Genomic DNA, 24,243 nt, shown 5'->3' with positions numbered 1-24,243 from the left:
AATTTCGCTTGTTGAGCTCGCCTGTTGAACTCGCTTGTTGAGCTCGATCAGTTAGCCGATGCTTCTGGCGTACTTGCGTTCCAGAATCCGGTAGTAAGTGAGCATCACGATCAGATTCGCGACCAGCAACAGGAGCGCGATGGTCGCGCCGAGCGGCCAGTTCAGCGAGCCGAGGAATTCGTCGTAGACAGCGGTGGCTGCCACTTTCAGACGCCGTCCGCCGAGCAGGCCCGGAATCGCGAAGGCGCTCGCCGACAGGCCGAACACCATCAGGCTGCCGGACAGAATGCCTGGCGTGAGTTGCGGCAGGACGATGCGGCGCAAGGTGGTGGCAGGCGAGGCCATCAGCGAAAGCGCCGCGTTTTCGGTTTGCGGATCGAGTTTCTGCAAGGCCGTCCACACGGGAATCACCATGAACGGCAGCATCACATGCACCAGTGCGATGACGATCGCGAAGGTGGTGTATTCGAGCTTGTACGGCCCGAGTCCGACGAGACCGAACGCCTGATTCACCAGACCGTTGGTGTTGAGCAGCATGCTCCAGCCGAACGCGCGCACCACGACCGACACCAACAGCGGCGCGAGAATCACAAGCAGGAACATCGAGCGGTACGGGTCGCGCATGCGTGACAGCACGTACGCTTCGGGCGTGCCGATCACGACGCACAACAGCGTCGTCAGCGATGCAATGCCGAAAGTGCGTGCAAAGATCGTGTGGAAATACGACGACTTCAGCACTTCCGCGTAATTGCCGAACTGGAACGCCGCGAGCGGACCGCTGGCCGGATCGAAGCGGTAGAAGGTCAGCACCAGCGTCATCGCGAGCGGCACCAGCACGAGTGCCGCGAACAGCAGGAAGGCGGGCGCGCACATCAGCCACAACGGCAGATAGGCTTGCCACGGTGCGCGGCGCGCAGGGCCAGGCTTCGTGCCGCTGTTGTCCGAAGCGGGCAGCGTACTAGCCATGATGCGCATCCCGTTGAATGAAGCGGATCGCCTCGCTGTTCCAGTCGACGCCGACCGCCGCGCCTTCCGGGAGCGGCTCGGCGCCTTCGTTCTGGCAGCACACCAGCACTTCGCCGAGCCGGCAGTCCACGCGATACAGCCACTGGCTGCCGAGGAAGAAACGGCTCGTCACGGTGGCCGGCAGGCGTCCCGCGTTCGGCGCGCATAGACGCAGCTTCTCCGGGCGGATGCACAGCATCACCGCGTCGCCGACGCCGACGACGCGCTCGCGGACCGGCAGTTGCGCGGTGTGTCCGGTCTCGGCGAGGTCGTGTCCGAGGTCGATGCGGATCGCGTCGCCGTCGCGCGCCACCACCGTGCCCGGCAGCATATTGGCCTTGCCGATGAACTGCGAAACGAACCTGTTCTCGGGGCGCTCATAGGCTTCGTATGGCGTGTCGATCTGCGTGATGCGGCCGGCTTCCATTACCACCACGCGATCGCTGATCGACAACGCTTCCGATTGATCGTGCGTGACCATGATGGTGGTCGTGCCGATCTTGCGTTGAATGGAGCGGAGTTCGAACTGCATGTCTTCGCGCAGCTTGGCGTCGAGATTCGACATCGGTTCGTCGAGCAGCAGCACCGGCGGGGCGATCACGATCGCGCGGGCAATCGCCACGCGTTGCCGCTGACCGCCGGACAGTTCGCGCGGAAAGCGATGCGCGAGCGTGTCGAGCCGCACCAGCGCCAGTGCCTCGCGCACACGCTCCTTGCGCTCGGCCTTGTCGATGTTGCGCATCTCCAGACCGAAGCCGACGTTATCGGCGACGCTCATGTGCGGAAACAGCGCGTAGCTCTGGAACACGATGCCGAGGCCGCGCTTGTTCGGCTTCATGTGCGTGATGTCGCGGCCGTCGAGCGTGATGCGCCCGCGCGTCGTCTCGACGAAGCCCGCGATCATCTGCAGCGTGGTGGTCTTGCCGCAGCCGGAGGGCCCGAGCAGCGAAACGAACTCGCCTTTTTCCACCGACAGGTTCACGTCGGCGACTGCCTGCAGATCGCCGAACGATTTCGCTACGTCCGTGAGTGTGAGGAACGACATGATCTGGCCTTTTGCTGGTTCGACACCGGTTCAATTGACAACTGTCTCGATGGAGCCGACTCTAGCTAGCCAAATTACGCCGCGTCAATTTCAAATTCCGTTTGCCGGTATAAGATTTGAAAAAATTCCGATCAACGGAACATATGCGCGGTGCCTGGCATCATCTGTTCCGTTGCATGATGTACGGAAAATCCCTATGAAGATTGCACAGGGCATGGCGGGAAAAGGGGGTGGGCGAATATTCCATTCAAAGATAAAACCCTCTATAGTGTTCCGGTCAATGAAATAAATTGGAACAACCGAGATGAATCCTGCCGCTAAACGGGATGCGCGAGATGCGCGAGATGCGGACGCCGCGTCGGCTCAAACGGGCGGCGCACCCGGCCCGGGCATGCTGGAGCGTGCGTTCGCGGTCATCCGCGCGTTGTCCGTAGCGCAGCCCGACGGCGGGCGTGTCACGCGTCTGGCGAAAGCGGTGGGTCTTACACAAGGCACCGTGCACCGCATCCTTCACGCGTTGATCGCCGAAGGTATCGTCGAACAGGATGAAAATTCGAAGCTCTATCGGCTGAGCGTCGATTTCTTCGCGCTCGCCGCGCAGGCCGGCAATCCGAGCGGCATGCGCACGCTCTGCCGTCCCGCCTTGCTGCGGCTCTGCGCGAGCCTGGGCGACACGATTTTCCTGCTGGTCAAAAGCAGTTTCGACGCGGTGTGTCTCGACATCTGCGAAGGGCCGTTTCCGATCCGCTCGTTCACCGGCGATATCGGCGGGCGCGTGGCGCTGGGTGTCGGACAGGGAAGTCTGGCGATTCTCGCTTTCCTGCCGGAAGCGGAACGCGAAGAGATCATTCGCTTCAACGTGCCGCGTATTCGCGGCTACGGCGTGCTCGACGAAGTGTATTTGCGCACCGAGATCGAACGCGTGCGCCAGCTGGGTTACGCGGGTCGTAATAGCGGCGTGCTCGACGGCATGGCGGGCGTGGCGGTGCCGATTCTGGATCGCACCGGCGTCGCGGTGGCGGCGTTGAGCGTCGGCACGCTGGCGGCGCGTCTCGGCGACGATCGTCTGCCGATGGTGGTCGAATTGCTGCGGCGCCAGGCGGAGGCGATCGGCCCGCAAACCAATCCGTTCGATGTCGCATTGCGCCGGCCGATGCACGGCTTGTCGCGCGCCATGACCACCGAGCGGATCACGGGATAAGCGTCAACGAAAAAGGCGTCAGGACGAACGCATCCTTCGGCGCGGCGGCCTGCCGCGGCGGGGAATAATGTGGTGCTTCAGAGAGGGTTCGCTTCTCGCTTTAGCGGTCCCCCAAGGGGACTTCCTTCGGGGCGTCGCTCACGCGAATGCACGCAACTCGCGTCGCGCTCGCGCCGTGCGTGACAGGCTGGGGAATTTCCGCGGCGCAGGCGTCGATCGCATCCGGGCAGCGCGTGCGAAACGCGCAACCGGAAGGCGGGCTGAGCGGCGACGCAATCTCGCCGCGCAGCAGCAGATGACGGCGCGCGCGTTCCACGGCCGGATCGGGCACCGGCACCGCCGACAACAGCGCGCGCGTGTACGGATGACGCGGCTCGCCATAGACGTCGCGTTTGTCGCCGAACTCCATCACACGTCCCAGATACATCACCAGCACGCGGTGGCTGATCGCCTTGACGACCGCGAGGTCGTGCGCGACGAACAGCAGCGACAGCGACAATTCGCGTTGCAGATCGCGCAGCAGGTTGACGATCTGCGCCTGAATCGACACGTCGAGCGCCGACACCGGCTCGTCGCAGATCACCAGTTGCGGCTCGCCGATCAATGCGCGCGCAATGCCGACGCGCTGACACTGACCACCCGAAAACTCATGCGGATAGCGGCGCAGATGCTGCGCATTGAGGCCGACGCGCTCGAGCATGGTCAGCACGCGCCGCTGCACGTCGGCACGCGCGATATCCTGGCCGAATGTAGTGAGCGGTTCGGCGACGATCTGTTCGATCGTCATGCGCGGATCGAGCGAGGCGAGCGGGTCCTGGAAAATCATCTGCACGTCGCGGCGCAAACGCGAGGTGTCGCGTTTTGCGTTCGGCAGCACGGTTTCTTCGCCGAGCCAGCGCACGCTGCCGCTCGCCACCGGCGCGAGACCGATGATCGCGCGCGCGAGCGTGGACTTGCCGCAACCCGATTCGCCGACGAGGCCCACGGTTTCGCCGCGCCGCACGTTGAACGACACGCCGTCCACCGCGCGCAGCGTCGCCTTGCCGGACCACGGAAAGCCGCCGCGCGGTATGCCGAATTGCACCTTGAGATTGTCGACCGACAACAGCGTTGCCGGATCCTGGCTTGTGGTTGAAGTGGCGCTCATGCGTGTTGTGCCTCGATGATTTCCCGCGCCGGACGGTGGCAGGCGCGCAGCACGGCGGCGCCCGGCGCAACGGCGCCCGGCGCATCGGATCCTGGTTGCGATGCGCTCAGCGCAGGCCGCGACTCGCGGCAACGGTCGCTGCAATACGGGCAGCGCGGCGCGAACGCGCAGCCCGCACCGGCTTCGCCGGGCAGCGGCGGATTGCCGGGAATGGTTTGCAACGGACGGTCGTCGTCGTCGGTCAGACGCGGCAGCGCGTTCAGCAGGCCGATCGTGTACGGATGGGTCGGCGCGGCGAACAGCGCGGCGGCGCTCGCCTGCTCGACGGTCTGGCCGGCGTACATCACCATCACGTCGTCGCACAAGCCGGCTACCACGCCCATGTCGTGCGTGATCAGAATGATCGCGGTGCCGCGTTCACGATTCAATTCACGCAGCAACTCGATGATTTGCGCCTGCACGGTGACGTCGAGCGCGGTGGTCGGCTCGTCGGCGATCAGGATTTCGGGCTCGGAAAGCAGCGCCATCGCGATCATCACGCGCTGCCGCATGCCGCCGGAGAATTCGTGCGGATACATGTCGATGCGGCGCGCGGCGTCGGGAATGCGCACCGTCTCGAGCGTTTCGATCGCGCGGCGGCGCGCTTCGCGCCGCGACATCCTGCGATGCAGTTGCAGCGTTTCGGTCATCTGCCGTTCGATCGTCAGGAACGGATTGAGCGAGGTCATCGGGTCCTGGAAGATCATGCCGATGCAGTCGCCGCGGATCCTGTTCAACGCGGCTTCGTTCATCGTCAGCAGGTTTTCGCCGCGATAGGTCGCTTCGCCAGATACGTTGCCGTTGCCGGCCAGCAAGCCGAGCAGCGCCATCACGGTCTGGCTTTTGCCTGATCCCGATTCGCCGACGATGCCGAGCGTGCGGCCGGCTTCGAGTGAAAACGACACGCGCTGCACGGCGTCGACGGGTGCGCCCTCGCGGCGCGTAAAGCGCACGCTCAGGTCTTTGACTTCGAGTAGCGGCATGTCAGCGGTCCTTCGGATCGAATGCGTCGCGCAGACCGTCGCCGACGAAATTCACGCAATACAGCGTCACGCACAACATCACGGCCGGGCACAGCAGCAGCCACGGCATCGACTCGAGCTTCTGCGCGCCGTCCTGAATCAGCACGCCCCAGCTCGTCATCGGTTCCTGCACGCCGAGACCGAGAAACGACAGCACCGATTCCGTCAGCACGATGTTCGGCACCGTCACGCTGGCATACACCACCACCACGCCGAACAGATTCGGCACGATGTGGCGCGCGATGATCGAGCGCGAACTCACGCCGATCGCGCGGGCGGCATCGATGAATTCGCGCGAGCGCAGCGACAGCGTCTGGCCGCGCACCACGCGCGCCATGTCGAGCCACGAGAACGCGCTGATGGTCAATACGACCAGATAGAACGCGCGGCCGAACATCGTCATCATCAGGATCGCGATCAGCATGTACGGGATCGCGTACATCATGTCGACGATGCGCATCATGACTGCGTCGACACGCCCGCCCAGATAGCCGGCGCTCGCGCCGTACGCGACGCCGATCAGGCCCGATACGAGTGTGCCGAGCAGGCCGACTTCCAGCGACACGCGCCCGCCTTGCAGCGTACGGGCGAGCAGATCGCGGCCGAGTTCGTCGGTGCCGAACCAGTGCATGTTTTGCCACGTCGGCGGCAGGCTGATCGCGCTCCAGTCGCTATCGATCGGGCCGTTCGGCAGCAACCACGGACCGGCCACGCAAGCGATCACGATCAGCAGCAGCACGATAAAGCCGCTAAAGGCCGCACGATTGCGCACGAAGCGCAGCGCGGCGGTGGCGAGCGGGCCGCGCGAACGCGGCACCTTCGCGATGGCCGCGAGCGGATCGAGCGCCGCGGCAGTCGATTGAAGAGAGCGGGGCATGGATCAGTACCGGATGCGCGGATCGAGCCACGCATACGCGAGGTCGACCAGCAGATTGAACAGCACGGCCACGGCGGTCGTCAGCACGACGAGACCGAGCACGAGGGTGTAGTCGCGGTTGATCGCGCCGTTGACGACCAGCTGGCCGAGACCGGGCAGCGCGAACACCGATTCGGTGACCACTGCCGCGGTGATCGACGAGATGCAGATCGAGCCGAGCAGCGACACCACCGGCATCAACGCGGGCTTCAATGCATGGCGCAGAATGATCGTGCGGCCCGGCAGGCCTTTCGCGCGCGCGGTGCGGATAAAGTTGCCCGACAGCACTTCGATCATGCTGCCGCGCATCACGCGGGCGATCGCGGCGACGTTGATGAAGGTGAGCAGCACGATCGGCAGCACGCGATAGCGCCATTCGCCTTCGCCCCAGCCGCCGGCCGGCAGCCAGCCGTGGCCTTCGGAGGTCTTCAGCAGGATCGCGAAGATCCACACCAGCACCGGACCCAGCACGAACGGCGGCACCACGTTGCCGATATTGCCGAGCACCATCACCGCATGATCGACGAAACGGTCACGGCGCACGGCGGCCAGCGTGCCGAGCGTGACGCCGATCGCGAGCGCGATCGGCACCGACACGCCGCCTACGCCGAGACTCACCGGCAACGCTTTCCACACCAGATCGTTGACCGACCAGTCGGCGTAGCGAAATGACGGACCGAGATCGCCGTGCAGCAGCGAACCGAGGTAGTGCAGGTACTGCAGCCACAACGGTTCGTCGAGGTGATACTTCGCGTTGAGATTCGCGAGCACGGCCGCCGACAGTTGCTTCTCCGTGTCGAACGGGCCGCCCGGGGTGAGGTGCAGCAGCAGATAGCACGCGGTGATCACGGCGAGAATCGTCGGGATCGCCCAGAGCGTGCGGCGCAGCGTGTAGGCCAGCATGACGGTGCTCCCGTGCTCAGTGCTTGATCAGATACATGTCTTGCGTGGCGCGCTGGTCGATGTAATTGGTCAGCGTGTAGCCGCCCACATACGGTTTCACCAGCCGGTCCGCCGAGTACTGGAACAGCGGCACCATCGGGTAGTCGCCCATCGCCATGTCGTGTGCCTGGGTGAGCAGGGTGGTGCGCCTGGCGTCATCCAGTTGCTGATTGGCTTCATCGACCAGCTTGTCGACTTGCGGGTTACAGTAGCGCTGGTCGTTCTGCACGCTGTTGCAGCGGATCAGATCGAAGTACGACATCGCGTCGTTGTAGTCGACGAACCAGCCATCGCGCGACGCTTGCACCTTGCCGTCGTGGCGCTGTTTGAGCAGCACCTTGTATTCGACGTTCTCCAGCCTGGCGTTCACGCCGAGCTTGGTGCGCCATTCCGAGGTGGCGAACAGCGCGACCTTCTTGTGCAGATCGTTGGTGTTGTAGGTGAGCGTGAACGTCAGCGGCTTCGCGTCCGAGTAGCCGGCGGCCTTCAGCAGATTGCGCGCGTAGTCGACGCGCCTGGGCATTGGCCAGGCGGCCCAGTCAGGCTTGAAGACCACGGCGCCTTGCGTGCCCCTGGAGATCAGGCCGTACATCGGCAGTTCGCCGTCCGCGGTCAGGCGCGAGGTCAGCAGGTCGCGGTCCAGCACCATCGAAAGCGCCTGGCGTACGCGTTTGTCCTTGAAAATCGGGTCTTCGTTATTCAGGCTGTAGTAGTAAGTGGCGATCTGGAGACCGGATTTCAGCTCGGAACCGAACTGCTTGCTCACCTGCGAATAGATGCCCGACGGAATCGAATACGTGTAGTCGAACTGGCCGGCCTGATACATGCGCATCGCCGTTTCGTCGTTTTCGATCGGCAGGTAGGTCACTTTCGTGATCACGACCTTGCTGGCGTTCCAGTATGTGCTGCTTCTGGTGCCGACCAGCCGGTTGCTCGGCTGCCAGTCGGTCAGCGCATACGGGCCATTGCCGACGAAGTTGCCCGGACGGGTCCAGTCGCCGCCGAACTTCGTCACGGTCGCGCGATTGACCGGCGCCATGGTCGGCATGGCGGCTAGTTGCGGGAAGAAGGCGGCGGGTACTTCAGTCGTCACTTCGAGCGTGTACGGATCGGGTGCGCGCACGCCGAGGCTTGTCAGCGGCGCCTTACCGGCGAGAATCGCCTTGGCGTTCTTCACGAATTCGACCAGCACCGTGTACTTCGAACCCGTCTTCGGATCGAGCACGCGTTGCCACGCATAGATGAAGTCGGCCGCGGTGACGGGCTGGCCGTTGCTCCAGCGCGCGTCGTGGCGCAGCTTGAACACCCACGTGTCGGGGCTCGTGCGCGTCCACGACTGCGCGACGCCCGGCACCACCGCGCCGGCCGCGTCGATGCGCGTCAGGCCTTCGAACAGGTCGAGCGCGATCGTGTTGCCGGTCCATGATTCGATGTGCGCCGGGTCGAGCGACTCGGTTTCGGTCGGCACCTGGCGGGTCATTTCCTGGCTGGCGGCGAGCGTGACGCCGGCGGGCACCGTGACGGCGAAGGCGGAAGGCTGAAGCGTAAGGACGAGCGTGGTCAGCGCCGTCGCGTAGACGAACGGGGTTTTCATCGGGTGAGATCGCAGGGAAAGGTCGAGAGAGAAACGCGCTGGCGCCGGGGCGCCCGGTTATCTGCTTTGCCCGGGCCGGGGCGGCCCTTGTTTCTGGTCCGACATGCAGGATTCCTTACATTGAGTAATGCAGGCAATCCATGGCCGGATCAACCGGATAAGGTGCCTGCTTTTTAAAACAGTCTTGGTGTACCCACCCAGACGACCACCGATTCGCCACGCGCGGTGTTCGTCCAGCTATGCGGCACCGTCGATTCGTAGTGCGCGCTGTCTCCCGCGTGCAACGCGAACGTCTTGCCTTCCAGCATCAACAGCACTTCGCCGTCGATCACATACATAAACTCTTCACCGGCATGCGTGGTGACTTCCGAACGCTTCTGCCCGGGCGGCATCCTGACAAGGATCGCTTCGAGCTGACGGCCGCCCGTCAGATTGGTCAGCCGCGCAAACAGGTTGGCCGAGTCCGCAAAACCGAAAAACTTCAACTGATCGCCACGGCACACGCAGCGCTCTTCGCTTGGTGTGTCGACGAAATACTGCATCGTCACGCCGAGTGCACTGGCAATCCCGGCCAGCGAAGTGATGGACGGTGACGCCAGACCGCGTTCGACTTGCGACAAAAACGGCTTGGAAATACCCGCCGCGGTTGCAGTTTCGTCGAGCGTGCGCTTGAGCCGTTGCCGCAACGCGCGGATTTTGCTGCCGAGTTCGAGAGCCGGGTTGTTCTTTTGAATTGTCGTGACCATAGCAGGAGGAAATTAGCCCGTCAAAATTTGTTTGATATAAGTAAATATGGTTTGATTGCGCTCCAGGCCGGGATGACGGGCATTCAGCAGCCGGTCGTGCAAGGGACCGCGTTTTCGAGACAGCACGCTATGTTGCCAGAAGCGAAAAGGGCACCCGCCGATTTGGCCGATGGGCGAAGGGATTTCGCGAGGCATTTGGGCAAGAACCGCGGTTTGCACAGAGCGCGTTCTGCTATGCGTGTTGAGTATCGGAGGCCTTTAAAGGCATGACGTCAAAGACTATTTTTGCGCGGAGCGACCGCGAAACGAATCCCGGATTGCACGTAAGGGCGGGTAATTGAGCAGGAGCGCGCGGGTCTCGTTGCCGCGCTGATTCTGACCGCGCAGGTGATTCTGTTCTTCGTGTTCTTCGTGCAGATGTCGACGTCGCTCACGCTGTTCGACTGTAAAAACGCGCGCTTGCACGGCATGACAGAAGCATAAAAAATAGCGCGCCTCGCATTGCGTGGCGCGCCATTTTTTGCATCCATGGACGCTTGTTAAAGCGAGTTTCGCTTACTCCGGCATCTTCCGGAACGAAACCGCAATCCGGTTCCAGCCGTTGATCGCGATCACCAGCAACGTCAGGTCGGTCATCTCCTGTTCGGTGAAATGCGGCTTCACCGCTTCCCACACGGCATCCGGCACATGCGTTTGCGAAACCAGCGTGACCGCTTCGGTCCATTCGAGCGCGGCGCGCTCGCGCTCGGTGAAGAAAGGCGTCTCGCGCCAGACCGCCACCGTGGCGAGGCGCCGCTCGGTCTCGCCGCCCTTGCGCGCGTCCGTCACATGCATATCGACGCAGAATGCGCAGCCGTTCAGTTGCGACGCGCGCAGCCGCACCAGTTCCGCGAGCGGTTTTTCGATGCTGCTCCTGCTGACGGTTTCTTCGAGCGCCAGCATCGCACGGGTGCCGCTCGGGCTGGCCTTGTAGAAGTCGAGACGGGATTGCATGACTTGCTCCTTATCGAAAGTGTCCGCTCAAGCAGCGGCGACGGAGGTAAGCTTACGATTTGCATTGGTCTTTAGAAATAACCATTTCATGATTATTTGAGGTAGCCACTCGGATGGACATCCATATCGCGGTCGAAGGGCGTCACGATCTGTCCGGACAGATCTACCGGCAGCTGCGCGCCGGGATTCTCGAAGGGCGCCTGGACGGCGGCACGCGGCTGCCGTCCACGCGCGATCTCGCCATACAACTCGGCGTATCGCGCAAGACCACGCTCGACGTGTTCGAGCGGCTCCTCGCCGAAGGCTATCTGAATGCCCGCGCCGGTTCAGGCACCTTCGTCGCCGATGGCCTCGAGCGGTTGCCGGTGGAGCGCTCGCCGCACACGCGCGCCGCCGATGCCGCGCGCGAGCAGGCGGGAGCCAAAGCCAAAGGCAATGCCCGCGCCCGCGCTCAGCCGCTGTGGGAGCAGATGCCCGACACCTTGCCGTTGCCGCGGCCGACTGTGTCGTCGCCACAAGACTTTGTCGGCGGCGCGATCGACAAATCGCTGTTTCCTTTCGATGTCTGGCGCCGCTGCGTGAACCACGCATTGCGCACGCAGGCGCGTGGCCGCGGCATCTATCGCGATGCGGCCGGCGAGCAGGAATTGCGCCTCGCGATCTCGCGCTACCTGGCGTTCAACCGCGCGGTGACGAGCAACTGGGAGGACGTGATCGTCACACAAGGCGCGCAGCAAGCGCTCGATCTGCTGGCACGCATCACGCTGCGCTCCGGTGAAGTCGCGGCGATCGAAGACCCCGGCTATCCGCCCGCCCACGCCTGCTTCACGGCTACCGGCGCACGCGTCGTGCCGGTGCCGGTGGATAGCGAAGGTCTGATCGTGCGCAAGCTGCCGGACAAGGCGCGGCTCGTCTACGTCACGCCGTCGCATCAGTTTCCGCTCGGCATGCCGATGAGCCTCGAACGGCGCGTCGAGTTGCTCGAATGGGCGCAGAAACGCGGCGCGGTGATCATCGAGGACGATTACGACTGCGAGTACCGCTTCGAAGGCCGGCCGATGGAGCCGTTGAAGAGTCTCGACCGCGCCGGGCTGGTCGCCTACGTGGGCACCTTTTCGAAGACGATCTTTCCGGAGCTGCGGATCGGCTATGTGGTGCCGCCCGCGTCGCTCTACGGGCCGCTCTTCAAGGCCCGCCAGATCGCCGACTGGCACGGCTGCACGCTCACGCAAACCGCGCTCGCGAGCTTCATGCTCAACGGCGACTTCGCCAGGCATCTGCGGCGCATGCATAAGGTCTACGCGACGCGCCGCGCGATGCTGCTGGATCACCTGCACGGCGACCTCGCGCCGTGGTTCGAGCCGATCGTGCCGACCGCCGGCATCCATATGGCCGTACGCCTGAAAGCGCCTTTGACCGAAGCGGCGCTGGTAAACGCGGCGCGCGAAGCGTCGATCGGCTTATATGGTCTCGCGCCGTTTCATCTGCGCGCGAAGCCGCAGCCCGGCTTGATTTTCGGTTACGGCATGATCGCCGTCGAGCATATCGACGCGGCCCTCACCACGCTGGCCGGCATGTTGCCGCACCTCGCCCGCTAGAAGGCCGCGTGCTATCTGTCGGCGCTTTATCGCAACGGCTACGGCGTCGCACGCGATTCCCGCCTCGCCATCCTTTCGCTGCGAGAGGCGTGTTTTTTCCGTCGTGTAACTGAGCTTGACTGACCGTGATCGAGCCGCCGGCGCACTCGAATGTGCCTGCTTCCATGCATCGAAATGAGCTGTAACGCGCGTTACGTGTTCGTATTGCAGCGCTCTTCGACGCACGTTCGCCAGCTAAATACCCGCTAAAACAAGCATCAAAATGTGTTGCGCAGTCTGCGCCGCGCAACAAACCCGCGCTGTTATACACAAAAGAGTCGCGCAAATCGCATTAGCGCTTGTAGAATCCGGCGTTGAAGCGTGCGCATACCGTGTGCGCTTCGTGCAATTCACTGACCACAACAGGTAGGAGAAACATGCCGACTTCCGCAAAAAAGGTGGCCAAGAAGGCTGCTGCCCCGGTACCGACCAAGAAGGTTGCTGCAAAGAAAGTCCCTGCGAAGAAAGCCGTCGCAGCTAAGAAGGTCGCCGTGAAGGCGTCCAGCGCACCGTCGCCGATCAAGGACACCTTCACGAAGGCCTCGCTGGCTGCACACGTCGCTGAACGCGCCGCTGTGGAACCGAAGACCGTCAAGGCCGTGCTAGCCGCGCTCGAAGACACGATCCTCGGCGCCGTGCATAAGAAGGGCGCTGGCGAATTCACGCTGTCGGGTCTTCTGAAGATCGTCGTGCAAGCTGTGCCGGCGAAGAAGAAGCGCTTCGGCAAAGACCCGTTCTCGGGCGAAGAGCGTTGGTTCCCGGCCAAGCCGGCTAGCGTGCGCATCAAGGCACGTCCGCTGAAGAAGCTGAAAGACGCAGCAGCAGCCTGATCGCGCTTCATGCGTTGCCGCGGTTTTTTAACCACGGCGAACGCGTGAGCCGGCAGGCCATGCAAGTTGTCTGAATCCCCGCGGATGCGAATCCGCGGGGATTTTTTCATGCGCGTTGCCGGTCGTTTTACGGGGTCGCCGCGAACGCACCGCAAACGCACCGCACGCGAGCCGGCCTCGCACCACGAAGCTGGCGGGTGTTCGGCGCCGCTCCTGTGCTGCTCCTGTGCGCGTTTGGTGCGGATTCGGGCCCGGTCGGCGATGGCCGCCGCGGCACACCGCGGTGCCGCCCATGCACCGTACTAGCGCATCATGGGCCGTCGCAGTACGATGGCAGCGAAGCCGCGCTGGTCGGATGCGCTGTTCGCGTGCATAGGCGGCGGTTTACACGCGAAAATGCTCAATGGCATAGCGTTTGCTACAACGATTGTCGAACACCGAATGCGCAGCGCATTCGCCTTCTATCCGACAACAAGAGCGGGGCGTGACATGCGATGCTATGACGAGATGCGTCATCATGACGATGCCGTGCGGCCACACTACGCACGCTTCGAACGATGGCTGATGAAGCAGGGCAATGAAGCGATCGCGCGCAAACGCGCCGAAGCGGACCTGCTGTTCCGCCGGGTCGGCATCACCTTCGCGGTGAACGGCGATCTGTCGGGGACCGAGCGGCTGATTCCGTTCGATCTGATTCCGCGCATCATTCCGCGCCACGAATGGCAGACGCTGGAAGCGGGTTTGCGACAGCGCGTGCAGGCGCTCAACCTGTTTATCCACGACGTTTATCACGAGCGCAATATCGTGCGCGCCGGCATCGTGCCGGCCGATCAGGTCTATACGAACGCGCAGTACCGGCCCGAAATGCAAGGCGTGAATGTGCCGCTCGGTGTTTACGCGCATATCGCCGGGGTCGACGTGGTGCGCGCCGGCGACGAGGGCGAGTTCTACGTGCTCGAAGACAATCTGCGCGTGCCGTCGGGCGTGTCCTACATGCTGGAAAACCGCAAGATGATGATGCGGCTTTTCCCCGAACTGTTCGTGCAGAACCGCATTGCGCCGGTCGCTCACTATCCTGATCTGCTGCTCGATACGCTGCGTTCGGTGGCGCCCGAGGGCGTCGACGATCCGGTCGTGGTGGTGCTCACGCCGGGCATGTACAACTCCGCGTATTTCGAGCACACGTTCCTCGCGCAGCAGATGGGCGTCGAACTGGTGGAAGGCAAGGATCTGTTCGTCGACGACAACTATGTGTTCATGCGCACCACGCAGGGGCCGAAGCGCGTCGACGTGATCTACCGCCGCGTCGACGACGACTTTCTCGATCCGCTCGCCTTCCGCAACGATTCGGCGCTCGGCGTGCCGGGTCTGTTGACCGCGTATCGCGCCGGGCGTGTCGCGCTCGCGAACGCCATGGGCACCGGCATCGCCGACGACAAATCGATCTACCCGTACGTGCCGGACATGATCGAGTTCTACCTCGGCGAAAAGCCGATCCTGAACAACGTGCCGACCTACCAGTGCCGCAAGCCCGACGATCTCGCGTACACGCTCGCGCATCTGCCTGAACTCGTCGTGAAGGAAGTGCACGGTGCGGGCGGCTACGGGATGCTGGTGGGACCGGCCTCCACGAAAGCCGAAATTGAAGCGTTCCGCGAGCGCCTGATCGCGCGCCCCGCGGGCTATATCGCGCAACCCACACTGGCGTTGTCCGCGTGTCCGACTTTCGTCGACGCGGGCATCGCGCCGCGCCATATCGACTTGCGGCCCTTCGTGCTGTCCGGCAAGACCGTCACGATGGTGGCCGGCGGGCTGACGCGCGTCGCGTTGCAGGAGGGCTCGCTGGTCGTCAATTCATCGCAAGGGGGCGGCACCAAGGACACCTGGATGGTCGACTGACGGGTCTGCCGAGGTAGTTGCTCACGCAATCGCAATTGCAGCCGCAACCACAACCCGACAAGCCGGCGACTCACCACGTACGCCGCCGGCGCACACGGATAACCTGCGCGGGCCTTGTTCAAGGGCCCCGCGTCATCAGATACGGAATGCCGTCATGCTAAGCCGCACCGCCGATCACCTCTTCTGGATGGCCCGCTACATGGAGCGCGCGGAGAACACCGCCCGCATGCTCGACATCAACCTGAAGGCGCAACTGTTGCCGCAGACGCCCGAGCAGGAATCGCGCGCGCAACGTTCCGTGTTGCGCATCTCCGAACTCGAAACCGCGTTCGCGCAGCGCTACGACGAACCGACCCGCGATAACGTGCTCGATTTCATGGTGGCCGATTCGACCAATCCGTCGAGCATTCATTCGTGTTTGCAGGCCGCGCGCGAAAACGCCCGCGCGGTGCGCGGCACCTTGACGACCGAATGGTGGGAAACCATCAACGACACCTGGCTGGAGTTCAACGAGCGCACCGCATCCGGTCAGGCCGTGGGCAACCCGGGCGCGCTGTTCGAGTGGGTGAAGTTCCGCTCGCATCTGTCGCGCGGCGTGACGATCGGCACCGCGCTGCAAGACGACGCGTTCTTCTTCACGCAGCTCGGCACGTTTCTCGAACGGGCCGACAACACCGCGCGGATTCTCGACGTGCGCTTTGCCGACGTCGAACCGAATTCACGCGATGCCGCGCGCCAGCTCGAAGATTTCTACTACTGGACCTCGATTCTCAGCTCGGTGTCGGCGCTCGAAATCTATCGCAAGGTGTATCGCGATGTGGTGACGCCGGCGCGGGTGGTCGAACTGATGATCCTGAACCAGCAGATGCCGCGTTCGCTGCTGGCATCGCTCGACGGCGTCTGCACGAATCTGGCGATGCTGCGCACACAAGGCTCGAATCAGTGTGAACGCTTCGCCGGCAAGCTGCGCGCCGAACTGGTGTACTCCGACATCCGGCAGATTTTCGAAACCGGCCTGCACGCTTATCTCACGCAGTTTCTTGCCCGCGTGTTCGAACTCGGCAATCTGGTTGCTCGCACCTATCTGATGCTGCCAGTCGCCTGACGGAGTTTTTTATATGTACCTGACGATCCGCCACGACACCTCCTATCGCTACGAAGCGACGGTCCATTATTCGATCCAGCAACTGCGTCTGACGCCGGCAAGCGGCGCCTCGCAGGTGGTGCGGCGCTGGAGCATCGATGCACCCGGCAAGCTCGACGCCACCTTCGACGCGTACGGCAACGCGCTGCACACGCTGGTCATCAACAAGCCGCATAGTGAGATCCATCTGCACGTGGCCGGGGAAGTCGAGACGATTGCCCTGATCGATGGCCGGCTGCCCGATAACGTCGGGCCGATTCCGCTCGAGCACTTCACCTGCGCGACGCGTCTCACCGAGGCCGACGCGGCGGTCCGCGAACTGGCCGAATCGGTGCCGGTCCTGACAACGCCGGGCGGGCTGATCGAACTGTCCGAACAAATCGTGCAGCGTGTGAAATACCGTCCGGGCATCACCGAAGTGACCAGCACTGCCGCGCAAGCGCTCGCGCTCGGCAACGGCGTGTGTCAGGACCATGCGCATCTGATGCTGGCTTGCTGCCGGGCACGCGGCATTCCGGCGCGCTACGTGAGCGGCTACATCGAACCGGGCGATGTGCCGCAGGCGGCAAGCCATGCGTGGGTCGACGTGTGGCTCGACGGCAGTGGCTGGATTTCCGTCGACGTGACGCATGCCGGGTTTGCCAGCGAACGCTTCTGCCGGCTCGCTGCCGCGCGCGATTATGAAGCCGCCGCGCCGGTGCGCGGGCGGCGCATCGGCGGCCTGGAAGAGCAGCTGGAGGTGTCCGTGAGCGTCAGCGCGCAGCTCTCGCAATAGCAGCCACGGTGGGCCTGGCAGGGCGGCGCGAACGCGCGTCAGCGCTCGCAGCCGTTCAGAAAAGGCCCGCAAAAGGCCGTAATACGCGATCGAGGCATGTGCGCGCCGCATTACAATAGCGGCGTTCTGTCGTTTTTTGCGGGTACTTTTTCTTATGACATATTGTGTCGCGATGTCCGTCGACGACGGGCTCGTGTTCCTCTCGGACACGCGCACCAACGCGGGCGTCGATCACATCAGCACCGCGCGCAAGATGTCGGTGTTCGAGATGCCGGGCGAACGCATGCTCGTGCTGCTCGGCGCCGGCAATCTGTCGCTGACGCAAGCGGTGCTGCACGAACTCACCGAGCCGGCCGATACCGCCCAGCCGACGCTCTGGACCGCGCCCACCATGGCCGACGCGGCGCGCGTGATCGGCCGCGCGGTGCGTTGCGTGCACCAGCGTGAGGCTGAGGCGTTGCAGGAATTCGGCGTCGAGTTCAATTGCAGCTTCATTCTGGGCGGCCAGATCGCGGGCAACCGGCCGCGCCTGTTCATGATCTACGCGGCGGGTAATTTCATCGAGGCGTCGGCGGTGAATCCGTATTTCCAGATCGGCGAGGCCAAATACGGCAAGCCGATCATCGATCGCGTGCTGACGCCGTCCACGCCGCTCGACGAAGCCGCCAAGTGCGCGCTGATCTCGATGGACTCTACCTTGCGTTCGAATCTGTCGGTCGGTTTGCCGCTCGATCTGCTGGTGTACGAAAAGGATTCGCTGCGCGTCACGCGCTTCGTCTCGATCGATCACGACAATGCGTACTTCGAGATGATTCACCGCACGTGGGGCGAGCGGCTGCGCCAGGTGTTCGGCGAGATTCCCGATCCTGACTGGCAGGACTCGCCTCATGTGCTGCTGCAGCAGCGCGAGCGCGCGCTGGTGTTGCATCGCGCGCCGGTGGGCGCCGACGGCGTGGAGCACGAACTCGAAGTGAAGCCGGCGCAGACGCTGGCGCAGTCGGACAAGGGGAAGGTTCAGCGGCGTTAGCCGGATCGTCAGATCGTCAGATCAGGGCGGACGAGGCTTCCCTGAATCCTCTCAGCTGCGAGCATCACACCAAGGTCGTCACGAGCCTGATAAAGGCTTCGCTGGCGGCCTTTTTTATTCTCTGTTGAGATCGTCCTGGACGCGCGACGCATGCGCGCGTGAGCGTGCGTCCGCCACGTCTTGCATGTGCCGATCGGCTCCGCTGCGCCAAATCTCAAATCACAAACCACGGACGAAAAAAAAACCAGCCACAGGTTTATCACCCGTGGCTGGTTTTCAGCTGCGTGTTGCTTCAGCAGTCCGTCAAGCTCGATTAGAACTTGTGGCGGATGCCCAGGCTGACGACTTCTTGCGAGCTGGTGGCCGAGTTGTAGCTGTACGAACCGATTGCTGCGCCTGCGTTGACCAGCGTGCCGTTCGAAGCGCGCTGTTGGCCGCTTGCGTGTTGGTACGCGCCAACCAGGTAGATGTCCGTGCGCTTCGACAGGTTGTAGTCGCCGCCCAGCGAAACCTGGTGATACGTTGCGCTCGAGTCGCCGCTAGCCTTCGTGTAGATGTAGCCCACACCCACCAGCATAGCCGGGGTTGCCTGGTAGCCCAGGTACGCGCCGCCGACGTTGTACTTCTCAGTCGAACCGAAGCCCGATTGTGCGTCCGGCTTGTATTGCGCATTGCTGTAACGCAGGTTAGCCGTGAACGGGCCTGTTACGTATTGCACAGCAACCGAAGCGATGCCGATCGACTTGGCCGCTTGGTAAGCCGCGTTTGCTACGTTGCCGCCGTTGACCTGGTTGTCGAATGTGCCGTCCGACGTGCCGCCCCAGCCAGCGCGGACCGGCTTTGTACCGTTCGGATTATCTGCGCGGAAGTAACCTGCAGCGACGCTGAACGGACCCGTTGCGTACGTTGCAGCGCCCGACCACGTTTGACCCGAACCCGTCGAGCCAGCCACGCCGCCGAATGCGTACATGCCTTCGAACTGGAAGCCGCCCCACACCGGCGAAGTGTACTTGACGGCGCTGTTCGTGCGCGAGGAGTTGTCGTTGTTGTCGACGTCGCCAGGCGTGGTGAAGGTGGAGCCGAAGTAGTTGTCAGCCGTCAGCGGTTGAACCAGGTCGACCAGCGGATCGTACTGACGGCCAGCCGTGACCGTACCCCATTGGTCGCCCGTCAGGCCGACGTACGCTTGACGACCGAACATCCTGCCGCCTTGGTTCAGCGTGCCGTTGTTCACGTCAAAACCATTTTCCAACTGGAAGATTGCCTTCAGTCCACCGCCCAGGTCTTCCGTGCCCTTCAAGCCGAAACGATCGCCTTGCAGGTTACCTGCGACGAGGCCGACCTGATTCTTGTTCACGCCGTTAACGGCCGTGTTGTGTGCGTACTGGATCGATTCATCGATCAAACCGTACAGGGTAACGCTGCTTTGAGCATGTGCCAGGCTGGTGACGCCCAGGAGCGCCAGCGAGAGGGTCGACAGTGCGATTCGTTTCATCCATTTCTCCACGCAGATGATTAGTTTCTTTGTTGCGGAAAGGAGAATAGCTCACCGTCTCTATCGGCAAGAACAGGAAAAAAAAGAGTGTCTCCAAAATGTGACACAACGCGCAACGCCTTGTATTTAAAGCACGTCAAGGATTGTTGCTGTTTCGGCAATATTTATTCGTTGACTGAGCATTATTGTTGTTTTGTTGACAGTGAAGGGTTCGGTGCCTGCAATTTAGACACTTATTTGAAGGGGTTTTGTAATTTAGTCGTCTGTTTTTCACGCCGGATCCGTAGTGGCCGCATAAAAGTTGGAACGCGTCTCAGTTGACGAGCGCGCTGGACATAACTTTCAGGTTGTGGAATGCGCGGCGCATGACCGTGCGATCTTCGAGCCGCTTCCGGTCACATGCGCCGACTTGCGGCACTGGCGTGGGGCCTTCGTTTCACGCACCGCTTGCGTCGTCATTAGCGCCACGGCGCGCCACCGTGGCGACGGCGAGCCCGGCGACCGCCGCCAGCAGTACCGAGCCCCATGGATGCCGCCGGACATAACGGTCTGCCGCGACGGCTTTGCGGCTCGCTTCCACCAGCGTGACGGCCGCGGCGCGTGTGGCTCGCGCTTCTGCATGCACGACGCTGCGGCCGATCTTGACCGCGGTAGTGCGCGCGGATGCTTTGCGCCGCGCCTGGCCCCGCGAGAAAGCCGTACCTCGAGCGGAGGCGGAAAGCGCCGCCGCCGCGCCGGCCGCGGGAGCGGCGCTGGTGGCGCTGGTGGCGTTAGCGCCGCTGGCCGCGCTCTCGTCTGCGCGTGGCGCCGCATCCGCCAACACCGTCGACGCAGCCAGCACCGAAGCGAGCTTTGCGCGGCTGCCTGCGGGCGCGTTGTCCTGCATGCCCCATTTGCCGCGCGGGTCGTGCAAGCGGCCGCGCGCCGCCGAGAATTCCGCGCCGAGCAGCAGCACGGCGGCTGAGAAGTACAGCCACATCAGCAGCACCGCGAGCGAGCCGGCCGCGCCGAACGAGCTCTCCATTCCAGCATGAGCGATATACAGGGCAAACAGCTTCTTGCCCGCCGAGAACAGCACGGCCGCGACAATCCCGCCGACAAACGCATCGCGCCACTGCACCCGGGCATCGGGCAAGAACTTCAGCAAACCGGCAAACGCGAACGCCAGCACCAGCAAGCCGACCCCGAGTTGCAGCAGGTTGCCGATCACCACGTAGGGAGAGTCGCCCCAGAGCCACTTGCCGACGAAGGTGATGGCCGTATCGAGCACGAGCGAGACGATCAGCAGAAACGCGACACCCAGTACGAGGCCGAACGAAATCAGCCGGACCCGCACCATCGCCATCACGCTCGACGAGCGCGGCCCGGTGTTGGGCCACACTATATTGAGTGCGCTGTTGAGCGACGAGAAGGTGGCTGATGCGCCGATCGCGAGCATCGTGAACGAAATGATCGCTGCGATGCCGCCCGCGTTGCCGCTGTGATGCGCGTTCTCGACGATGGTTTGCACGCCCGCGGCGGCCTGGTCGCCGAGCAGGCCATGAATGTGGTCGAACAGTTCGCCGCGCGCCGCTTCTGCGCCGAAAAACCAGCCGGCCACGGCAATCACCATGACCAGCGTCGGCGCCAGCGAGAACGCCGCATAGAACGCGATGCTGGCGGCCATGGCTGCGCAGCGGTCGTCGGCAAACTGTTTGAATGCGCCGATTGCCCAGTTGGCCTGCTTGCGGGCCATCATCTGGAGGTTGTCGGCGGAAAGCGTGTCCATATCCATGGTCGTGTTCTCAATAGAATCCTGGCACCGGATGCGGTGTTGACGTGGTCTCGACGCAGTTTCCCGCATCGAGGCTTTTCGCAAACTGTGTGCCTGCCACTATAACAAGGCGGACCGCGAGTCTCTTTGACGCGCGCGAGTCAGGTGTGCCGTTAGAATGCCGGTGGATCCTCACATTCCTGTCCCTATGCACTCGCACGAACTCGTACAGCAGCTGGACGTTATTCCAGTAGAACAACTGGGCGCGCATTTGCCTGCGCATGTCGTCGAACAGTTGCCGGTCCGGGGCGTCACGGTGTTCGCCGTCAGCGACGACGCCTCCGATACCGCCGAATTCAGCGCGCGTTATGGCTTTGGTCTCGAAGACTGCGCGAATACCATTGTGATTCGCTACAGGAAGGAGGGCGCCGAGCACTATGCGGCGCTGGTCTCGTTGGGGGCGTTGCGTCTGGATATCAACGGCGCGGTGAAGGCGGCGCTTTGCGCGCAGCGGCTTTCGTTTGCCAGGCGGGAGGCCGCTGTGGAGCATAGCGGAATGGAGTTCGGCGGGATTACGGCCTTCGGCTTGCCGGACAATTGGCGCATTCTCGTCGATGCTGCCGTGATGGAGCGCGCTCAGATTGTGATGGGCGCCGGGGTCAGGGCAGCCAAGCTGCTGTTGGCGCCGGATGTTTTGCGGCAGTGGCCTCGATGCGAGGTGGCCTCGCTGACCTTGCCAGCCGGCTGAAACGCTGTTTCTTGCCTGCGCGGCGCTTTTTGTCTGCTTGCCTGCGGCGTACAACCAAAAAGCGCTACGCAAGGAGCCCGTTGGCTCAAATAATCAATCGTGAAATCTTGGTGCCTTCCAGCGACACCCCAGCCATCAACCCGCCATTAGTCAACACAAAAGCCTCGACCGGGCTGGTAGCCGTCGAAGTATCAATCGCGCCATTGGCGCCAACCTTCAGCACGGCGACCGTCGCGTCGGCACCCGCCGCCCACCCCTGGCTGCCGAGGAATTTGTCGAGCGCATCCTGCGTCATAAAAAGGAATATGAGCGCCTTGGATTGCGCGCCGATCTGCAAGCCGAACGAACCCGCGACCGTGCTGTAGTAACCCGCCGTGCGTCCGCCGACGCGCAACGCGCCTTCGCCATATTGTCCTCCGACCCAGAAGCCGGCCGAGATGACGGACGGGAACACGAGCACGCCGCGCGCTTTCGCAACGAGTTCGCGCGAGCCGGCAACGTTTTCATAAAGCCGCTCGAGGGTTGAATCGACGCCGGCGTTGATCGTGTCGCGCTTGCCCGCGTTGGCCGAAGCAGACGCGCTCGAAGACGGAGACGTGGTGGTGCAGCCGGCGAGGCCAAGACCCGCCGTTGCCAGGACGGCGCCGGTGGTGGTGATGAATTGTCGTCTGCGCATGATGGCTCTCCCTATGCGTTCGTTATGGGAGGTTCGGCTGTCGCCGTCCTCCTTGCCCCCGCCGGGATCGGCCGGGGACAGGGGTGTGACGCAATATGGGTGCAGCAGTTCCCGTGCCTGATACAGACGTTGCCTCGTGGCGCGCGCTCAGCGCCCGGCGCGCCGGCGAAAACCCCACCATCCGGCGAGCGCCGTGAAGCTCACCACCATCATCACCATGACCCGGAAACCGTGCCGGTTTTCCGCCAGCGGAATGCTGCCGACGTTCATGCCGAACAGGCCGGCGATGATGTTGATCGACAGAGCGAGGACCGTAACGAGCGTCAGCGTGAAGAGCGTGCAATTGGCTGGTTCGGTCAGGCGCGCGGCGATTTCTTCCTGCAGAAGCTTGATCCGCTCGGCGAGACCGGACAGGTCGCCGAGCACCAGCGAAAATTCTTCAGTCGAATCGCGCAGACTTTGCACGTCCTGCACTCGGGGGCTGGGGCCGCTATTTTTCTGTCTGAGCGCGGCTCAAGCTGCGGCTCAAACATCCGATGCCGTGTCGCATCGCGCGCGTACGTCGAACAGCAGTGCGATGTCGGTGAGGGCGGCAAATACCGAAAACGAATTCAGCTCGGAGTAGGGCAAGTCGAGGCTGAAGCCGGTGTAAAACGAGTTGTAGGGCGAGGGGCCTTTCAGCGCCGATTGCTTGCGCGGCACGTTGAAGACGAGATCGACCGTATACCCGCCACCGCCGCGCGTGGGCACCCACACCATGAGACGGATGCCGACCAGATGACCGAGCGGGAAGCGAAAGCTCTCGCCGTCGTGGCGCAGTCCGCCCCACACCGCGTCACGCGAGCGGAACGCAGCGGTAAGCAGCGCGCGCGAGCCGTTCCTGAAGTGCGCGAAGGTGGGAAACGTCGCCAGCTCATCGAAACTGACCATCGCGGCCGGCGTGCCGTCCTCGCCTGTTTCGATGTCCAGATACGAGCCGATCGCTTCCCTGAAGCCCTCGTACAACTGCTTGTGTAAAAGCGCTTCGGCGTTCGGTTCGCGCTTGACGTGATCGCTCAAAGCGAACCAGATGCGATCGAAGCAGGCGGTCTCGCCGATATAGCTGGGCAGCAATTGTTCGTTGTCGCGCTCGTCGAAGGAACGGCGGCCGATCGGGTAAGGCAATTCGTCGACCGGCAGGTAGCGATCGGTCGGCCGCCAGACCTGCACGCTGGTGTCGACCGTGGCCGGCGCGGCCGGCGCAGCGAGCGATGCCGCCAGCGCGAGCGTGTCGGCCGACGGCTGCGCGTGCGCAGCCCCGCCGGATGCCGCCGCCAGAGCGGCTTGCTTGCGCATCGCTCTTCCTCCGAGCCAGGAGACGAGCACGTATTCGGTGACCAGTGTCGCCACGCCGCTGAGTAGTCCGATCAATAGTCCAAAGTGGGCTTTGACCAGAAAGATGACGACCACAGGAATCGCAAAAAAATAAAACACGGTAGTCCCCGTTTGAAAATTTCCAGCCGCATCGTGACGCGCCAATTTTTCCCCTGATAAATCACGCGGCCCCTGATGTCACTGCTTCGAGAGCGGCTGTCACGACTTTGCGACGTGCTCAATCGATGCGCTTCAC

At 63.1% G+C, this 24,243-nt stretch carries 21 protein-coding genes and 1 pseudogene; 8 read left to right on the top strand and 14 right to left on the bottom strand.

Going from position 1 to position 24,243, the window contains the following annotated elements; translation table 11 throughout:
• Positions 1 to 51 precede the first annotated feature (51 nt).
• Both AC07WT_RS33805 and AC07WT_RS33800 read right to left on the bottom strand, forming a co-directional pair.
• Complete coding sequence (locus AC07WT_RS33805; protein ID WP_494950304.1) at positions 52 to 966, bottom strand: ABC transporter permease; 915 nt, start codon at positions 964 to 966, stop codon at positions 52 to 54.
• Positions 959 to 2,050: an ABC transporter ATP-binding protein gene (locus AC07WT_RS33800; RefSeq protein WP_494950303.1), complete on the bottom strand. Its 1,092-nt coding sequence runs from the start codon at positions 2,048 to 2,050 to the stop codon at positions 959 to 961. The genes AC07WT_RS33805 and AC07WT_RS33800 overlap by 8 nt, the downstream gene beginning before the upstream one ends.
• A gap of 304 nt (positions 2,051 to 2,354) precedes the next feature.
• Here AC07WT_RS33800 and AC07WT_RS33795 point away from each other — a divergent pair, with 304 nt between their 5' ends.
• Positions 2,355 to 3,251: an IclR family transcriptional regulator gene (locus tag AC07WT_RS33795; RefSeq protein WP_494950302.1), complete on the top strand. Its 897-nt coding sequence runs from the start codon at positions 2,355 to 2,357 to the stop codon at positions 3,249 to 3,251.
• Positions 3,252 to 3,351: 100 nt separating this feature from the next.
• Here AC07WT_RS33795 and AC07WT_RS33790 read toward each other — a convergent pair whose 3' ends face one another.
• The 7 genes from AC07WT_RS33790 to AC07WT_RS33760 all read right to left on the bottom strand — a co-directional run bounded on the left by AC07WT_RS33790 (position 3,352) and on the right by AC07WT_RS33760 (position 10,650).
• Complete coding sequence (locus AC07WT_RS33790) at positions 3,352 to 4,398, bottom strand: ABC transporter ATP-binding protein (protein ID WP_494950301.1); 1,047 nt, start codon at positions 4,396 to 4,398, stop codon at positions 3,352 to 3,354.
• Complete coding sequence (locus AC07WT_RS33785; RefSeq protein ID WP_494950300.1) at positions 4,395 to 5,420, bottom strand: ABC transporter ATP-binding protein; 1,026 nt, start codon at positions 5,418 to 5,420, stop codon at positions 4,395 to 4,397. The genes AC07WT_RS33790 and AC07WT_RS33785 overlap by 4 nt, the downstream gene beginning before the upstream one ends.
• Position 5,421: 1 nt before the next feature.
• Positions 5,422 to 6,336: an ABC transporter permease gene (locus AC07WT_RS33780; RefSeq protein WP_494950299.1), complete on the bottom strand. Its 915-nt coding sequence runs from the start codon at positions 6,334 to 6,336 to the stop codon at positions 5,422 to 5,424.
• A gap of 3 nt (positions 6,337 to 6,339) precedes the next feature.
• Positions 6,340 to 7,278 (bottom strand): ABC transporter permease subunit, encoded by a 939-nt coding sequence (locus AC07WT_RS33775; RefSeq protein WP_494950298.1) that lies wholly within the window; start codon positions 7,276 to 7,278, stop codon positions 6,340 to 6,342.
• Positions 7,279 to 7,294: 16 nt separating this feature from the next.
• Positions 7,295 to 8,911, bottom strand: a complete 1,617-nt coding sequence (locus AC07WT_RS33770) for a peptide ABC transporter substrate-binding protein (protein WP_494950297.1) — start codon at positions 8,909 to 8,911, stop codon at positions 7,295 to 7,297.
• 173 nt (positions 8,912 to 9,084) lie between these two features.
• On the bottom strand, positions 9,085 to 9,657 hold the full coding sequence (locus tag AC07WT_RS33765) for a cupin domain-containing protein (RefSeq protein WP_492594558.1): 573 nt from the start codon (positions 9,655 to 9,657) through the stop codon (positions 9,085 to 9,087).
• A 555-nt stretch (positions 9,658 to 10,212) separates the two neighbouring features.
• Positions 10,213 to 10,650, bottom strand: a complete 438-nt coding sequence (locus AC07WT_RS33760; protein WP_494950296.1) for a carboxymuconolactone decarboxylase family protein — start codon at positions 10,648 to 10,650, stop codon at positions 10,213 to 10,215.
• 113 nt (positions 10,651 to 10,763) lie between these two features.
• On the opposite strand from AC07WT_RS33760, the gene pdxR reads away from it, so the two are divergent.
• The 6 genes from pdxR to AC07WT_RS33730 all read left to right on the top strand — a co-directional run bounded on the left by pdxR (position 10,764) and on the right by AC07WT_RS33730 (position 17,962).
• Positions 10,764 to 12,248 (top strand): MocR-like pyridoxine biosynthesis transcription factor PdxR, encoded by a 1,485-nt coding sequence (gene pdxR / locus AC07WT_RS33755; protein ID WP_494950295.1) that lies wholly within the window; start codon positions 10,764 to 10,766, stop codon positions 12,246 to 12,248.
• 416 nt (positions 12,249 to 12,664) lie between these two features.
• Entirely contained in the window at positions 12,665 to 13,117 is a 453-nt protein-coding gene (locus AC07WT_RS33750; RefSeq protein WP_492594557.1) for an HU family DNA-binding protein, read from the top strand.
• 489 nt (positions 13,118 to 13,606) lie between these two features.
• On the top strand, positions 13,607 to 15,016 hold the full coding sequence (locus tag AC07WT_RS33745; RefSeq protein ID WP_492594556.1) for a circularly permuted type 2 ATP-grasp protein: 1,410 nt from the start codon (positions 13,607 to 13,609) through the stop codon (positions 15,014 to 15,016).
• A 154-nt stretch (positions 15,017 to 15,170) separates the two neighbouring features.
• Positions 15,171 to 16,121, top strand: coding sequence for an alpha-E domain-containing protein (locus AC07WT_RS33740; RefSeq protein ID WP_115100448.1), 951 nt, complete (start codon positions 15,171 to 15,173; stop codon positions 16,119 to 16,121).
• Positions 16,122 to 16,134: 13 nt separating this feature from the next.
• The gene (locus AC07WT_RS33735; RefSeq protein ID WP_494950294.1) at positions 16,135 to 16,935 is read left to right on the top strand and encodes a transglutaminase family protein; all 801 of its coding nucleotides are present in this window, start codon (positions 16,135 to 16,137) and stop codon (positions 16,933 to 16,935) included.
• Positions 16,936 to 17,089: 154 nt separating this feature from the next.
• A complete protein-coding gene (locus tag AC07WT_RS33730; RefSeq protein WP_494950293.1) occupies positions 17,090 to 17,962 on the top strand; it encodes a proteasome-type protease in 873 nt (290 codons plus the stop codon).
• A gap of 313 nt (positions 17,963 to 18,275) precedes the next feature.
• On the opposite strand, the gene AC07WT_RS33725 is transcribed toward AC07WT_RS33730, so the two are convergent.
• Both AC07WT_RS33725 and AC07WT_RS33720 read right to left on the bottom strand, forming a co-directional pair.
• Positions 18,276 to 19,457, bottom strand: a complete 1,182-nt coding sequence (locus AC07WT_RS33725; protein WP_494950292.1) for a porin — start codon at positions 19,455 to 19,457, stop codon at positions 18,276 to 18,278.
• A 436-nt stretch (positions 19,458 to 19,893) separates the two neighbouring features.
• On the bottom strand, positions 19,894 to 21,231 hold the full coding sequence (locus tag AC07WT_RS33720; protein WP_494950291.1) for a YihY/virulence factor BrkB family protein: 1,338 nt from the start codon (positions 21,229 to 21,231) through the stop codon (positions 19,894 to 19,896).
• A gap of 187 nt (positions 21,232 to 21,418) precedes the next feature.
• Here AC07WT_RS33720 and AC07WT_RS33715 point away from each other — a divergent pair, with 187 nt between their 5' ends.
• Entirely contained in the window at positions 21,419 to 21,958 is a 540-nt protein-coding gene (locus AC07WT_RS33715; protein WP_494951110.1) for a YbaK/EbsC family protein, read from the top strand.
• Positions 21,959 to 22,043: 85 nt separating this feature from the next.
• Here AC07WT_RS33715 and AC07WT_RS33710 read toward each other — a convergent pair whose 3' ends face one another.
• From AC07WT_RS33710 to AC07WT_RS33700, 3 genes and pseudogenes are all read right to left on the bottom strand, one after another.
• The gene (locus tag AC07WT_RS33710) at positions 22,044 to 22,634 is read right to left on the bottom strand and encodes a BPSL1445 family SYLF domain-containing lipoprotein (RefSeq protein ID WP_494950290.1); all 591 of its coding nucleotides are present in this window, start codon (positions 22,632 to 22,634) and stop codon (positions 22,044 to 22,046) included.
• A gap of 147 nt (positions 22,635 to 22,781) precedes the next feature.
• Positions 22,782 to 23,105: pseudogene (locus AC07WT_RS33705) on the bottom strand (CorA family divalent cation transporter); the annotation flags it as partial.
• Positions 23,106 to 23,159: 54 nt separating this feature from the next.
• Positions 23,160 to 24,107 carry a hypothetical protein gene (locus tag AC07WT_RS33700; protein ID WP_494950289.1) on the bottom strand — a complete coding sequence of 316 codons (948 nt, stop codon included), beginning with the start codon at positions 24,105 to 24,107 and terminating at the stop codon, positions 23,160 to 23,162.
• Positions 24,108 to 24,243: the final 136 nt, after the last annotated feature.

The organism is Paraburkholderia sp. GW821-FHT02A12 (assembly GCF_059422005.1).
This window is presented reverse-complemented; position numbering and strand designations above follow the sequence as displayed.

Excerpts from the sequence above, each read along its gene's own strand:
- pdxR (WP_494950295.1), top strand. The coding sequence starts at position 10,764 with ATGGACATCCATATCGCGGTCGAAGGGCGTCACGATCTGTCCGGACAG.
- AC07WT_RS33750 (WP_492594557.1), top strand. The coding sequence starts at position 12,665 with ATGCCGACTTCCGCAAAAAAGGTGGCCAAGAAGGCTGCTGCCCCGGTA.
- AC07WT_RS33720 (WP_494950291.1), bottom strand. The coding sequence starts at position 21,231 with ATGGATATGGACACGCTTTCCGCCGACAACCTCCAGATGATGGCCCGC.
- AC07WT_RS33710 (WP_494950290.1), bottom strand. The coding sequence starts at position 22,634 with ATGCGCAGACGACAATTCATCACCACCACCGGCGCCGTCCTGGCAACG.
- AC07WT_RS33760 (WP_494950296.1), bottom strand. The coding sequence starts at position 10,650 with ATGCAATCCCGTCTCGACTTCTACAAGGCCAGCCCGAGCGGCACCCGT.
- AC07WT_RS33800 (WP_494950303.1), bottom strand. The coding sequence starts at position 2,050 with ATGTCGTTCCTCACACTCACGGACGTAGCGAAATCGTTCGGCGATCTG.
- AC07WT_RS33780 (WP_494950299.1), bottom strand. The coding sequence starts at position 6,336 with ATGCCCCGCTCTCTTCAATCGACTGCCGCGGCGCTCGATCCGCTCGCG.
- AC07WT_RS33805 (WP_494950304.1), bottom strand. The coding sequence starts at position 966 with ATGGCTAGTACGCTGCCCGCTTCGGACAACAGCGGCACGAAGCCTGGC.
- AC07WT_RS33735 (WP_494950294.1), top strand. The coding sequence starts at position 16,135 with ATGTACCTGACGATCCGCCACGACACCTCCTATCGCTACGAAGCGACG.
- AC07WT_RS33740 (WP_115100448.1), top strand. The coding sequence starts at position 15,171 with ATGCTAAGCCGCACCGCCGATCACCTCTTCTGGATGGCCCGCTACATG.
- AC07WT_RS33795 (WP_494950302.1), top strand. The coding sequence starts at position 2,355 with ATGAATCCTGCCGCTAAACGGGATGCGCGAGATGCGCGAGATGCGGAC.
- AC07WT_RS33730 (WP_494950293.1), top strand. The coding sequence starts at position 17,090 with ATGACATATTGTGTCGCGATGTCCGTCGACGACGGGCTCGTGTTCCTC.
- AC07WT_RS33725 (WP_494950292.1), bottom strand. The coding sequence starts at position 19,457 with ATGAAACGAATCGCACTGTCGACCCTCTCGCTGGCGCTCCTGGGCGTC.
- AC07WT_RS33790 (WP_494950301.1), bottom strand. The coding sequence starts at position 4,398 with ATGAGCGCCACTTCAACCACAAGCCAGGATCCGGCAACGCTGTTGTCG.
- AC07WT_RS33765 (WP_492594558.1), bottom strand. The coding sequence starts at position 9,657 with ATGGTCACGACAATTCAAAAGAACAACCCGGCTCTCGAACTCGGCAGC.
- AC07WT_RS33715 (WP_494951110.1), top strand. The coding sequence starts at position 21,419 with ATGCACTCGCACGAACTCGTACAGCAGCTGGACGTTATTCCAGTAGAA.
- AC07WT_RS33770 (WP_494950297.1), bottom strand. The coding sequence starts at position 8,911 with ATGAAAACCCCGTTCGTCTACGCGACGGCGCTGACCACGCTCGTCCTT.
- AC07WT_RS33775 (WP_494950298.1), bottom strand. The coding sequence starts at position 7,278 with ATGCTGGCCTACACGCTGCGCCGCACGCTCTGGGCGATCCCGACGATT.
- AC07WT_RS33785 (WP_494950300.1), bottom strand. The coding sequence starts at position 5,420 with ATGCCGCTACTCGAAGTCAAAGACCTGAGCGTGCGCTTTACGCGCCGC.
- AC07WT_RS33745 (WP_492594556.1), top strand. The coding sequence starts at position 13,607 with ATGCGATGCTATGACGAGATGCGTCATCATGACGATGCCGTGCGGCCA.